Source organism: Geomicrobium halophilum (assembly GCF_014207655.1).
Taxonomy (GTDB): Bacteria; Bacillota; Bacilli; order Bacillales; family Marinococcaceae; genus Geomicrobium; species Geomicrobium halophilum.
In genome coordinates, this window is sequence record NZ_JACHHJ010000003.1 from 213,927 (window position 1) to 227,679 (window position 13,753).

Here is a 13,753-nt window from a genome sequence, read left to right on the forward strand (position 1 = left end):
CCTTCGTAACTTACGCTCTTGAATCGAATGCCGAAAAACGCTCGTCAACGGCCGGCTTCCTAACGGTAGCTGATGATGTATATCCAATATAATCTTCGCTGGGATAAAAAGCTTTAAGTGTTGCACGTACAACGGCAAGACCATCCTGTAACAGCTGTTGATTCAGTTCATTTTGGGCTTTTAATTGTTGAATGACCGTTTGAAGCTCTTCTCGAAAACCTTCTACCTTTGTCCGCTCTCCATCGGGCAAGTATGGGAGCCAATCCATCATTGTCTCAGTTGACTCAAGATGGGGACAATATTGTTCAACTACACGAGCAACCACACGCACTCGTTCCCTTTCCATTTGTCGAAGCGTCCGCACTTCCTCCTGTTCAAGAAGCATCACATCTTTGAGCGCTTTACGATGAGAATTTCGAATTGCAGTTGTTTTCTGCTCAGCGAGGGTTAGTAAGTATTCATGATGTTGACGAAGCTGTTTCATCAAATTCCTCAAAGCTTTGATTTCATTCACTTCTTGTCCCCCCATTTATTCGTTCCAATATTGGTAAAAACGATGGGCAACAGCTCGTTCATCCACCTGATATTCTCCGGCATCAATTTGTTTTTGAAGCGCTTCAATTTTTGCTTGGCGGGATGTATCCACAGTCATTTGCATATCCTTCGAATCCTGTGAAATTTCCACCTGATCTGTTTTTACTTCTTTCGAATGTTGTATTTGTTTTGCTTGTTCTGAGGCCAGTTTATATGGATGATGAACCTGACCAAAGGATGGGATTTTCATGCTCATACTACCCCCTAATTCGTTCGTTTTCGCGAATTGAATTGCGCATTGTGATAGGTATTATGTATATCTTCTCCGTTATTGTAAACATTCTTAATCTCTTCTCGCAATCATCATTGCAATCCCTGCATATTAAAACGAGGCATTCCAAAAATTTTGTAACTCCGCCTTCAGACGAAGTGAATGTTATACCTTTTATATCGACTACCTGACAAGAATGTTTAACGGCTTTTTTAATCCAAAGGGGGAAGCATTTTCTAGAGGTTTTGGCAATTGCGTTTCTATTTGCCTTTTTCTAGTGCCAGCAGCGCTTCGCCCCTGCATCAATTTTATGGCATCCAGCTTTCATTTATAGATATCAGGCTGCCATCGGTACCGCCGGCATCCCAGGCACTGTCACTCATCATACTCACTATGACCCTGACTAGGGTCGGTTTGCCACTCGGGGGATTGCGCTCTTCACCTTTTGAGGATCGGATTCTTGATATGACCTCCGCAAATATACTTGGTGACAGCAGAGCTGCTATTGTTCAATCACTAAACACTCAGAAGAAAGCTTAACTACGTGCGATCGTTAGCGAAGATACCCGTCCTGCCCCGTTTTCCAATAGGGGAAGGGCAGCTTTACGTAGCGTGGTGCCAGTCGTATAAATATCATCGATCAGGAGAATGTGTTGACCAGTTAATGGGCCGGTATGATTGTTAAAAACAAAAGGTCGAACGTGGCCCCTCAGACGATCTTGGCGGGATCCTTTGCTTTGTTTCTTTTCGTGAATATCCCGAACTAGCAAAGGTTTATAAGAAACAGGTAGAAACTCTGCAATTACTTCAGCTTGATTAAACCCCCTTTCTTGCAAACGCTCCTTACTCAGAGGAACGGGGACGGGGGTCGTTCCCGTAAAATATTGTTGATAAAAATTCCTCAAAGGCTCTTTGAACACTTCCGCAAGTGCAATATCCCCGCGATATTTATAGGTGCTTATCAGTTCTTGAAGGAAATCATTATAGGAAAAGAGCGAGATGTTACGGGTAAGCAAACCTGACCAATGTCGAGTTTTCGCCCATCGTTCACAATCACCGCAACTTTCGGTACATGAAAGCGGACGAGCACAATGCAGGCACCAAGGCGGAGCTAATCGATGAAATTTATCGCTACAACTTTCACATAAGTTCTTCTTCTCACAGGATAACAGCGCTGTCCAACTTGCTTGGGCACCCTCCAAAGGCTCTAAGCACCGCAGGCAGTAATTTTGCTTCATAAAGTTTTCATCCTATTCATCGATAAGATTTGCTTCCTGCATCGATTCATAGCCTTTGTTTTACCATAATGAAAAAAAGTAACATTTCCATGGGGATCATCTGGGCTTCTCCCCGCACGCCCCGCTATTTGTACAAGTGCAGATTCCGTAAACACATCGTCCTCTGCACCAAGCACAGCTACATCGATGCCGTAAAAAGTGACCCCTCTTTCTAAGATGGTTGTCGTCACGAGCATTGGCATTTCCCCGTTCCTAAATGCATGAACAATTTCTTTGCGATCTGGGTCACTAGCATGAACACTGACAATACTTTTTTCTTTTTTCTGAAGGCAGTCGCGTAATAGACTTGCGATTTGCACACTTGGGACAAATATAACTGCACGTCTCCCGCTTTCGAGCTGATGGTCGAACCAGGCGGAAAATGCAAGAATGATTCTTCCTCTCATGAGGGCTTTACGCCAATCTCCTGCCCATTGAAATGAAGGTACAGGTAAGGGGTGGCCATGAAAGCGACGGTTCACTTGTACGATCGCTTCCTTTTTTTCACACCTTTTTCTTAACCTTTCTTCCGGTGTTGCGGTTAAATAGATCGTTACCGCATCCGTTTTGGCCGCTTTTTGTACTGCATAAGCTAAACTTTTATCATAACGATAGGGAAAGGCATCTACTTCATCAATGATGACAACATCAAAGGCATCCTGAAAGCGCCGGGTTTGATGTGTAGTTGCTACGACCAGTTGTCCGTTGTAGAGACGATCTGAGCTTCCACCGTATAAACCCGCCAACGCTATCGTCGGGAACGCCCGTTTCAGGCGGGGCATAAGTTCCAAGACGACATCAGTCCGCGGTGTTGCTAGTAACACCCGCTTTCCGTCCTTAAGTGCATGTGCAAATCCGGGAAACAACATTTCTGTTTTTCCAGCGCCACAAACCGCCCAAATTAATAATTCCGATGATTTCGAACTTATGATTGTTTCTGTTATGCGATCAGCTGCATGTTTCTGTAAAGGGGATAAAGTTCCTTGCCATGCTAAAACTTCGTGCTGAGTACAAAGAGATGGAACTGGACCATTCCATGTAAAAAGCGGTGTACATGTTGTTACCCGCCCCATCATGATACACGACCGACAATAGACACAGAAGTCGTTACACCAGGAACACTTGTAACTGGAAAACCAATGCTTTTGCTGATTGCCGCATCGCCTGCAGTGATAATGTTTTCTACGCCTTATGGTGATACCTGGGTACATGTGAACATACCCTTGGCGAATGAAAGACCGTAATTCCAGAAAACCAAAAGGGAGTTCAATCGGCAACAATGCCCGTCCGTTGAGAAGAGCCTGTACTTCTTGCCAATGATAAGGGGGGGCAGTATCAGGAGGTTCAAGTGGTAATGGAAGATTTTTTAAAGCCGCGATCGGTACCGGTCCCGCCAGTACGTGGTCGTCATCATTTAAACAGGTTTCAGGTAGTATAAGAGGAGAATGGGTGTTGGGAGGGATTGCGAGGACTACTTTCATCAGTCAGCTCCTTTTATTTAGGGGATGGGAAGGCCCTGGGGAAGAGCCCGGTATATTTTATTGTTTGTACCAGGTAATTCCCAAAGCTTTTTCGCCAAGATGTGTGCCGATCACAGGGCCGAAAACACCAATGTCAATATCGACGTTTTTAAATTTTTCTGCGAGGGTGTCTCGAATTTCTTCAGCTTGGTCGGGGATGTTCGCGTGAATGACGGTTGCACGGATCGAGCTTCCATCTAAAGCATCTTGTTCGAGTAATTCAACGACGCGTCGGAGGGCACGTTTATGGGTGCGTACTTTTTCAAAAGGTACAATCACCTTGTCCTTAAAATAAAGAATCGGTTTGATTTGCAAGGCACTGCCAAGGAATTTTTGGGCACCGCTCATCCTGCCTCCTCGGTAAAGGTGGTTTAAATCGTCAACGATAAAATACGCTGATAACGTTTCCCGGATCCCAGTTAACTGTTCAAAGATCTCATCTACAGATTTTCCTTTTCGGGCAAGCTTTGCCGCTTCTACGGCATAAAAACCTTGAGCTGCACAGCTGATCTCGCTATCAAATGGATAGACGTACGTATTTTCAACGGATCGCGAAGCACTTAACGCCGTCTGATGTGTTCCGCTAATGCCACTCGAAAGATGAAAAGAAATAACTGACTCATGCGTCTTTTCTAGTTCCTCATACAATTCGATAAATTCACCTGGAGAGGGCTGGGATGTCGAGGGTAATTCCTGATGTTCACGCATCTTTTCGTAAAATTGTTCCGGTGTAAGTTCCGTTTCCTGAATCGTTTCCTGACCGAAAACGACACTAAGAGGAATAACAGTAATCCCATATTCTTCTAATGTTTCCTTTTCCAGGTATGCAGTGCTGTCCGTTACAATTGCAATGTTCGACATGACTTTCCCCTCTTCATCAATCGATATGTCTCTATCATAAAATGTTTTCACAACAGAGGCAAGGAAGCTTTCAATACCAAGAATCGTCCACCTTTCATTTAACGCACTTTTACCCAACCTTTTTTAATCGATTCGACAACTGCCTGCGTGCGATCATTCACATTCATCTTCTGTAAAATATTACTAACATGGTTTTTGACCGTTTTTTCACTAATATAGAGATCTTCACCTACCATCCGGTTGCTGTATCCGTCCGTCATAAGTTGTAATACTTCGCATTCGCGGCGGGTGAGAATGTGCAATGGTTTACGATATTCCACTTCTTTATAACCGATTTCCTGTTCATTCGTAGATGGCGCCCCTCTTTCTCCTGTGGCGAGACGCCGATATTCTTTGATTAAATTATGCGTAACTTTTGGGTGAATATATGCACCGCCAGAACCCACAACTTTAACCGCCTCGATCAAAGCGTCGGCATCCATCTCTTTCAAGAGATACCCGGCAGCTCCCGTTTTGAGAACATGTGTCACGTACGATTCATCATCATGGATAGAAAGAATCAATACTTTAATATCTGGGAATTGTGCCGCAAGGTTTCGGGTGGCTTCGACGCCGTTCACGCCTGGCATATTAATGTCCATTAACACAACATCAGGCTTATAATCGGAGACAAGTTGGGTAGCTGCATCTCCATCATCCCCTTCTGCAACAATTTCAAATTCATCTTCCATGGAGAGAATCCGTTTTACTCCTTCACGAAACAATTTATGATCATCGATGAGTATAAGCTTAATTTTATCTTGTTCCAACATCCTGCTCACCCTTTCACTTCGTTTATTTTTTGTCTTTTATTTCTGTCTCATGCAGAGGAACGACAATGGTAATTTTCGTTCCTCTCCCTTTCGTTGAATCGATATGCAAATCTCCTTTGAGCATATTTACACGTTCTCTCATCCCCATGAGACCAAAGCTATTTTCTGTAACTTCATTGATATCAAATCCACATCCATCGTCATTAATCATTAACGTCACCTGACTAGGACGCATTTCAGCCTTCACAATAATTTGTTTGGCTTTTGCATGGTTAACTGCATTCTGTACAGCTTCTTGAACAAGCCTAAATGTGGCTACTTCAAGGCCAGGGGACATTCTAGCGTCATTCCCGAGTAAAATAAAACGTATATCTGTCTTATCTTGAGTCTGATCAGCTAAATTACCTAGATATTTTTTTAATGTTGGGATCAGCCCTAGATCATCAAGTGCCATCGGGCGAAGATCATAAATAATACGTCTTACTTCTGCTAAACTGGATTTGATCGCTCCACGTACATCCTGGACCTCTTTTAAAGCAGCTGCAACTCCTTGATTGTTATATACGCGCTCAATCAGCTCTGACCGCAAAAGAACATTGGCCAATAGCTGGGCAGGTCCATCGTGAATCTCCCTGGCCACACGTTTCCGCTCTTCCTCTTGAGCTTGAATGATCTTCAATCCGAAAGCTTGCTTCTCTTTCGCATCTTCAACGATCTCACCCACTTCACGTAAGTCGCCATCTAGAAAGTTGTGCACAACAGATACTTGGCCAACGAGTACTTCCGCACGATTCATTGTATCTTCCAACTGTATAAGGCGACGTTCAATATGGTCTCGACGTTCTCTCAATTGTTTTTCATCATTTTGCAAAAGCGCAAGTTCAACTCTTTTCTCGTTTGCATAATCATAGGCTTTTTGGACTTTTTCACTATCTAAATGTTGAAATTTCCGGCTTACTTGCGCAAGATGGTTACGACTCATTTGTGCCTGACGCTGTTTTTCATCTGTTTTTTGAATAACTTCGTTGACTTTTCTTCGTACTTCTTTTAGTTCATTTTCTAACTCCTCGTACTCTTGACGGGTTTTTTCAGAGATTTCAAAGATTTGTTCTTTGCTGTCTCTCACTGTTTCTTTCATTTGTTCAATGATTTGCTCAAGTGTTTGTTTGTCGTTCAAGCTGAACCACCAGCCTTAGTCAAATCACAAGTTTGACACTACATGTCAATTCGATATGATTATTTTAGCACATTCTTAAGAGCCTAATCGGCTCATCTGTAGAAAGTTCAAGAAATCACACATTGTTCCAAAGTTGTAGTATGAAACTTATACCACTGACGTTACCATGTTTAACACGTATCATCTATTACAATTACATTATAAAGGAATTACAATAATTAGGAAGGAAGATTTTTGATATGGTCCATTCGCACTATACAATAAAAGGTAATGGCATACACGAACTCACGATACAAAAGTCTAGGTTCATCACAAATCTACGGCGAGTAGCAGATGAACATGATGCTAAGAATTTTATTGACGAGATAAAAAAAGAGCATTGGAATGCCGCTCATAATTGCTCAGCCTACGTTATCGGAGAACAAGACCATATCCAAAAAGCAAATGATGATGGAGAGCCCTCAGGTACTGCAGGTGTTCCGATGTTAAATGTTTTACTAAAAAAAGAATTGAAAGATATTGCCGTTGTCGTCACACGCTATTTTGGTGGGATTAAACTTGGGGCAGGGGGTCTTATTCGTGCTTATAGTAATAGTGTCACAGAAGGAATCCACCACACTGGTATCATTAAACGTAAGCTCATGCAAACGTACACCGTGAAAACATCCTACGAACATTTAGGGAAAATAGAAAATGAGCTAAGGCAATCCACATATACATTAACATCGATGGATTACAGTGAAGACGTAACCTTTACCGTTACCGTCAATCTTTTAGAAACAGAAGAATTTGAACAATGGCTGATTGACCTGTCCAATAATCGTGTAATTATTTCTAAGACAGGAACGACTTATATGGAAGAAGATGTCTAGCAATAACTTTCTAACGACAAATTTCCCGGGAAATAAATGTAGAAATATCCACTTCACGCGAACGATGTCAACATCCATATTTACTTTTCCGTCTATTTTCATGTAAAATGTACTTAATTATATACAAGGTATCATTGAACAACTCCCGGAAGGAGTTACTGAAATGTCAAGGAAAGAACCTACAAGGTCAATACGGCTTCAGCGACACAAAAGACGAAGGAAAAGAATTTTTTATACATTAGGCGCCCTCGGCGTTTTTATAATTGCAGCAGCGGGTGCTTTGTTGTTCTTTTTTATATCCCAAGCTAACAATCTTGTGGAAGAAACCCAAGATCCGCTTGATCGCGGTGAGTTTTCAGAGAGGCGTGATGTCGCCGTTGACCCTTCTGAAGATAATATTTCTGTTCTATTTCTTGGAACAGATGACCGGGAAGGAGATTTAAACGGATTATCGGATGCGATCCTTTTAGCTACCTTCAATCGTCAGGAAGATTCAGTAAAGGTTGTAAGCATCCCTCGTGATTCTTATGTACAAATCCCCGGGCGGCAGTCAGAAGATAAAATTAACCATGCCCATGCCATTGGGGGTGCTGATTTAGCAGTAGAAACCGTTGAAGACTTCCTTGACATTCCAGTAGATTATTATGTCACCTTGAATTTTGATGCCTTTATGGAGGTTACCGATGCATTTGGGGGCGTAGATGTAAACTCCCCTTTTGCATTTTATGAACAAGACTCCGAGGGGAACCCTGATTCGATTTTCATTAACGAAGGAGAACAAACGTTAAACGGCGAAGAAGCCCTAGCTTACGTCCGTATGCGAAAACAGGACCCTATGGGTGACCTTGGACGCGGAGAACGGCAGCAAGAAGTATTCGAATCATTGATTGACGAAGCCACATCTCTCTCGTCAATAACAAGCTACAATGAAGTGTTTAATCGACTTCAGGAAAACATGAACATGAATATTTCATTCAACGAAATTACCTCCTTGCATTCATATGCAGGGTCGGTCAATGATATTGAACTATATCAACTTGAAGGTGACTCCATCAACAAAAATGGCATTGACTATTTCCAAGTCACTGATACTTCCCTCGCGAATACCCGGGCAACATTGAAAAATCATCTTGAGTTGGATGAGGGGGCAGATCCCGAAGAATCAGGGGAAACGATAACTGCCGGCGAAGACACACAGGATGAATAATATGACAAAACCGCTGAATGGACAGCCATCAGCGGTTTTGTCATAATTACGGTTTCGTATAGAGTAGTTGTGTATAATAAGGACGATGATTCCTTTCATCAAAAGCGACCCCTACTGCCGAATAATCATAATTCCCTAATAATGCTTCTCGATGTCCATTCGTAGAATTGAGCCAGCCTTCTACAGCATCGACAGGGCTGGGGTAGCCGCGGGCTAGGTTTTCAGCGGCAGAATGAAAGGCTATACCCTCTGCTTCCATGCGATCAAATGGGCCGTCACCATCAAGGTTCACATGGTCAAAATACTGGCTCCGTGCCATATCTTGACTATGCTTTCGAGCTGTCCCCAACGCATCATCATCGGGCGTTGTACTTCCTTTCCCCCGATCGGTACGAACAGCATTACTAATATGATGGACTTGAGATTTATAAGATGCTCGCATCTCACTTGTAGGTTCTGCGAAATACTGGTCAAAAGCATCTTCGACATCGGCGTCAATAACCATTATATTCGATACTTCGTCATGGTTCTGGCCATCATAATAGAATGTTATATACATGTTATCGATGAGATATGCATCCTTTTGTTTCCCTTCGAGACTATAATTCACATCCCCCTTACTCATAGAGCTTAATGGTTCCCCGTATTCCTCCTGCACATCGGACCTAGTGGCATGATTATCAATTCCACCATTACCCTGCCAAACATCTTGCGGTGTTATCGCCCCCACAATCGTACCGTCATCGGAAACGCCATACTGAATGTAACGTTCATAATTATCGTGATAAATGTGCCACTGGAACCCATAGCGGCTTGGCATGGTTTCTTCCGGCGAACCTAAGTCCTCTTCGATATCCTTTAATGAATCCCCAAGTTCAAAGCCCCGAAATGCCCACGGCTGCTCATCACCATCATCTCCTTCGTAAGCATCATCAGGTCGAAAATCTTCGTTTAGTGCCCGAGACATAAACACCGCTAAATACTCACGGGATACTTCTTCATTGGGATAATACCATCCATCATCTCTACCTGTGGCTATACGTTCGGAAACCACGGCGGCAATATGTTCGTATGCCCAATGGGATGTATTAACATCATGAAAATCAATATCCTGAGATGCTTCTAAATCAAAAGCCCTTTGTAAAATCGCACTCAATTGAGCACGTGTTAAAGGAGCTTCGGGCCTAAACTCCTCCATACTCCCATTCATAATTTCCGCTTCTGACACCGCGTTGATCTCAGAAAAATAGGGGTGTTTTTCTGGTACATCTTCATAGTTAATCCCTGAGGCTGTCTCGACCTCAAGCTCCAGGCTTCTAGCCAGTATTGTGGCGGCCTGCCCCCTAGAAATGAACTCCTCCGGCCGGAAGGTCCCATCCGAATAGCCCGTGATAATTTCTTGTTCCTGTATGTATTCAATCTCACTACTGGCCCAATGATCTGCACTCACATCCTGAAAAGTTTCAGCGTTTCCCTGTTCTTGACATACGAATAGGACTAACGCACCTACAGCAATACTAGCTATACCGTATCTCTTCAAATGAATCCCCCTCTTTAAAAATCCTTGAATTTTTGCATTTCTTTATCTACTATACTACCAAAATTTAAATGAAACGGGTATCTTTTTAAAATAATTTGTTTAAATCTAATAAGCAAAGACCCCTTCTTTAAGCCAAACCCTTTTTTCTGCAACGCACAAACTGCAGTCGTGAGTGTTTGGTCGGTGCAGATCACCGCGTCAAACGACTCCTGGCAGCCGGGAAATATATAACGTGAGATGCTGTGTGAGATTCAAATTTTTGAAGTTACTCGAGCTTATTTCTTTCCTACCTGATCAAAAAACCCCTGTATCAACTCAATGATACGGGGGCTTTATTCAATTAACGATTATAATAATCAAGAACTCCCTGATAGAGCGCTTCACCTGCTCTACCCGGGTAATTGGATTGTCTCATGATGGCTGCATCACTAGCGTTCGTTAAAAAACCTAATTCGACCAATGTTGAGGGCATCGTAGCATTACGAATGACAGCAAAATTTGCTGGATCCACACGCCGGTCTCTCATGCCTGTATCTTGTACAATTCTGTTTTGCAAATCCGTTGCAATCTGTTGGCTTTGTCTTCCAGAATAAGTGTTATTATAGAATGTCTCTGCCCCGTGTGCTGATGGACTGAATGCATTCGCATGAACACTGATAAATAAATCAGCATTCGCATTGTTCGCAATTCTTGATCGATCACCTAATGTTACAAAATAATCTCCATCACGCGTCATAATCACATTTGCGCCCGCTTCTTCCAACCGTGATGCAAATTCTCTTGAGACGTCTAGAACCAAATTTTTCTCAATAAGCCCATTTCCTTGGGCTCCTGGGTCATGACCGCCATGACCAGCGTCTACAACGATGGTTTGGCCGGCAAGTTTACCTGAACCTGTTACGCGAAGGTAACCGCTATGAGTATAAGCATACCCACCATCATATGCAATCTGAACCCAAGGGCTTCCATTTTGAAATTCAATAATCTCTACCAATGTCCCTGATGGCAGCGTACCAATCGAATCATACGATGCACCCGGACCGGTTCGAACGTTCAGACTGCTGGCAGTAACATTAGCAGTTTCAATAACATCGCCTTTTTCTGTAATATCCAAGTAATTCATATGCGTATATGCGATGTCACCATTATAGATGATTTGTACCCATGAGCTACCATCGGCATAATTATAAATCTCAATATGATCTCCTTTTGATAAAAAGCCTATACCTTCTTCAGTGTTACTTGGCCCTTCCCTAACAATTAGCTGGGGGTGCTCTACAACCCCGGTGGCTATCACTTCTTGATTTTCTTCAGCCTCGTCTTCAGGCTGATTAGGGTCATGGGTATGATGTTCTTCGATATAGGAGCTATGCACATAACCGATTTCTGAAGAGTAATCAATCTCGTACCAATCACCATGAACCTCTATGACTTCTACGATCTCCTGGGATGGCAATTGACCAATCCGATCATAAGTGTTAGCCGGACCTGCCCTTACATTTAGTGCTATAGATGCTGTTACAGTACCTTCGAATAGAGCGTCGGTAACTACCGTTAGATAATCACTATGTGTATACGCTACGTTCCCTTCATACTCAACCTGTACCCAAGGGCCTCCATCTACATAACTATAAATATCAATGCTATCCCCGTTGTCTAGAAAACCCAGACTCGGAGCTGATCCACCGGCTTCTTCACGAACGATTAACTGGGGGTGTTCAACAACTCCTGTTGCTATCACTTCCTGATTGTCTGCGGGCTCCTCTTCGTCCAACGCAGTAACCGTTAGATAACCACTATGTGTATACGCTACGTTCCCTTCATACTCAATCTGTACCCAAGGGCCTCCATCTACATAGCTATAAATATCAACGCTATCCCCGTTATCTAGAAAACCCAGGCTCGGAGCTGATCCACCGGCTTCTTCACGAACAATTAACTGGGGGTGTTCAACAACTCCTGTTGCTATCACTTCCTGATTGTCTGCGGGCTCCTCTTCGTCCAACGCAGTAACCGTTAGATAATCACTATGTGTATACGCTACGTTCCCTTCGTACTCAATCTGTACCCAAGGGCCTCCATCTACATAGCTATAAATATCAATGCTATCCCCGTTATCTAGAAAACCCAGGCTCGGAGCTGATCCACCGGCTTCTTTCCGAACGATTAACTGAGGGTGTTCGACAACCCCGGTTGCTATTACTTCCTGATTGTCTGATGGTAACTCATTTTCCGGCTGCTCTGGATTATTGGTTGGATGTTCCTCGATATATGAGCGATGTACATAACCGATTTCCGAAGCATAATCAATCTCGTACCAATTACCATGAACCTCGATAACTTCTACGACCTCTTTTGGTGGTAATTGACCAATTCGGTCATACGTATTAGCCGGGCCTGTCCTTACATTTAGTGCTATAGACGCTGTAACAGTACCAGCGAATGGTACATCACCCACTTCTTCTGCCTCTACGATAGAAGCTTCACCAACGACCCCATCATTAAGATTACCCCACGATGTCGCAAAAACCACAACCATCATTAAGAATAAGGCAAGCATTTTTTGACGAACTCCAATAAAAACCTCTTTATTCATTCCTAAAAACATTCCTCCTTATGATCTAGTCTTATTGAACCAATACTTAGGATATCATGGAAAATCCTGTCGTAATATAACATTTTGATTACAATTTTCACACATTGTTTTACATTTTTTAAAGAGTACTTCCACACCCTCTTTTTTTTAAAAAAATATTCGGATAGAATATAAGAAATAAACCTCCCGAAGGAAGGTAAAGGAGACTAACATGAAGCGTTTACCGTTTGTACTGTTGTCAGTACTATTGTTGAGCGCATGCTCGACCTATAATATGGAGCAACACATTGCTGAAGAAGAAACGATTAATATAGAAACGTACGGCTATGACGATGATTCCTTCCACGTTGACGCTGAAGCACTCGATCAACTTGCGGATAAAATTCGCTTAGAGGAGCTGAGCACAACGAATATTAATAGCGTTATCGATGATGAAATTAACAACGGCCTTTACAATGAGTTTATCGTGTTTTTTCATGATCAGCTCGATAATGACCCAGAGAACGTCACACCATTTTTTAATAAATACTATGATGCTTTAGTAGCCCATGTTAAAAGCCCTGAAGAGAATTCAGAACCATTAGTTGCAGACGCGTTAGATGTACTCGAAGAGCAGTACAATTCAAACCCTGAGAATGATGAACATCTTATCCGCTATGCACAAGTATTGATGGAGTCCGGACACGATGTTGAGGAAGGGGCAAATTTGATCCTTGAATGGAAAGATGAATTGGAGGAAGGGGAAGTAGATAACTCCGGCTTGTTGGCCATTGCCCAAGCTCACTATCATCTTGAAGAATATGAAGAAAGCATCAATGTTTACAATCATTTAGCTGCGAACAACCCTGATGAACCCATGATTTACTACTTACAAAGCCAAGTGTATCAAGAAGCCGGGCAAACAGAAGCTGCCCAACACACATTGGAAGAAGCCTTTGAACCTTCTCAAGAACTGATTGGAGCCTATGGGGACTCTTCCTATGACTTTTTCCTGAATGTTATTGAGGGCACCGATTAACCATAGTCTCCATAGTCTCCCTATGGGACCATGGACTTGCATACGTCATGATAAAATGACAGAGCACA

Annotated in this window: 12 protein-coding genes; 3 read left to right on the top strand and 9 right to left on the bottom strand. The window is 42.8% G+C overall.

What is annotated here, in order from left to right; translation table 11 throughout:
* Window positions 1-10 precede the first annotated feature (10 nt).
* From HNR44_RS11510 to HNR44_RS11540, 7 genes are all read right to left on the bottom strand, one after another.
* Window positions 11-514: a flagellar export chaperone FlgN gene (locus HNR44_RS11510; protein WP_184404422.1), complete on the bottom strand. Its 504-nt coding sequence runs from the start codon at window positions 512-514 to the stop codon at window positions 11-13.
* Window positions 515-529: 15 nt separating this feature from the next.
* The gene (gene flgM / locus HNR44_RS11515; RefSeq protein ID WP_221434288.1) at window positions 530-784 is read right to left on the bottom strand and encodes a flagellar biosynthesis anti-sigma factor FlgM; all 255 of its coding nucleotides are present in this window, start codon (window positions 782-784) and stop codon (window positions 530-532) included.
* A 557-nt stretch (window positions 785-1,341) separates the two neighbouring features.
* Window positions 1,342-2,043, bottom strand: coding sequence for a ComF family protein (locus tag HNR44_RS11520; RefSeq protein ID WP_184404425.1), 702 nt, complete (start codon window positions 2,041-2,043; stop codon window positions 1,342-1,344).
* Window positions 2,040-3,563: an ATP-dependent helicase ComFA gene (locus HNR44_RS11525; RefSeq protein ID WP_184404426.1), complete on the bottom strand. Its 1,524-nt coding sequence runs from the start codon at window positions 3,561-3,563 to the stop codon at window positions 2,040-2,042. The genes HNR44_RS11520 and HNR44_RS11525 overlap by 4 nt, the downstream gene beginning before the upstream one ends.
* Before the next feature lie 57 nt (window positions 3,564-3,620).
* Window positions 3,621-4,463: a DegV family protein gene (locus HNR44_RS11530; protein ID WP_184404427.1), complete on the bottom strand. Its 843-nt coding sequence runs from the start codon at window positions 4,461-4,463 to the stop codon at window positions 3,621-3,623.
* A gap of 98 nt (window positions 4,464-4,561) precedes the next feature.
* Entirely contained in the window at window positions 4,562-5,275 is a 714-nt protein-coding gene (locus HNR44_RS11535) for a response regulator (RefSeq protein ID WP_184404428.1), read from the bottom strand.
* A 22-nt stretch (window positions 5,276-5,297) separates the two neighbouring features.
* Entirely contained in the window at window positions 5,298-6,452 is a 1,155-nt protein-coding gene (locus tag HNR44_RS11540) for a sensor histidine kinase (RefSeq protein WP_184404429.1), read from the bottom strand.
* 239 nt (window positions 6,453-6,691) lie between these two features.
* Here HNR44_RS11540 and HNR44_RS11545 point away from each other — a divergent pair, with 239 nt between their 5' ends.
* Window positions 6,692-7,324, top strand: a complete 633-nt coding sequence (locus HNR44_RS11545; protein WP_184404430.1) for a YigZ family protein — start codon at window positions 6,692-6,694, stop codon at window positions 7,322-7,324.
* Between the two features lie 163 nt (window positions 7,325-7,487).
* Complete coding sequence (locus HNR44_RS11550; RefSeq protein WP_184404431.1) at window positions 7,488-8,531, top strand: LCP family glycopolymer transferase; 1,044 nt, start codon at window positions 7,488-7,490, stop codon at window positions 8,529-8,531.
* Window positions 8,532-8,577: 46 nt separating this feature from the next.
* On the opposite strand, the gene HNR44_RS11555 is transcribed toward HNR44_RS11550, so the two are convergent.
* Window positions 8,578-10,071, bottom strand: a complete 1,494-nt coding sequence (locus HNR44_RS11555) for an S-layer homology domain-containing protein (protein WP_184404432.1) — start codon at window positions 10,069-10,071, stop codon at window positions 8,578-8,580.
* A gap of 340 nt (window positions 10,072-10,411) precedes the next feature.
* Window positions 10,412-12,667 carry an SH3 domain-containing protein gene (locus HNR44_RS11560; RefSeq protein WP_184404433.1) on the bottom strand — a complete coding sequence of 752 codons (2,256 nt, stop codon included), beginning with the start codon at window positions 12,665-12,667 and terminating at the stop codon, window positions 10,412-10,414.
* Between the two features lie 211 nt (window positions 12,668-12,878).
* Between HNR44_RS11560 and HNR44_RS11565 the strand changes: the two genes are divergently transcribed.
* Window positions 12,879-13,685: a tetratricopeptide repeat protein gene (locus HNR44_RS11565; RefSeq protein ID WP_184404434.1), complete on the top strand. Its 807-nt coding sequence runs from the start codon at window positions 12,879-12,881 to the stop codon at window positions 13,683-13,685.
* Window positions 13,686-13,753: the final 68 nt, after the last annotated feature.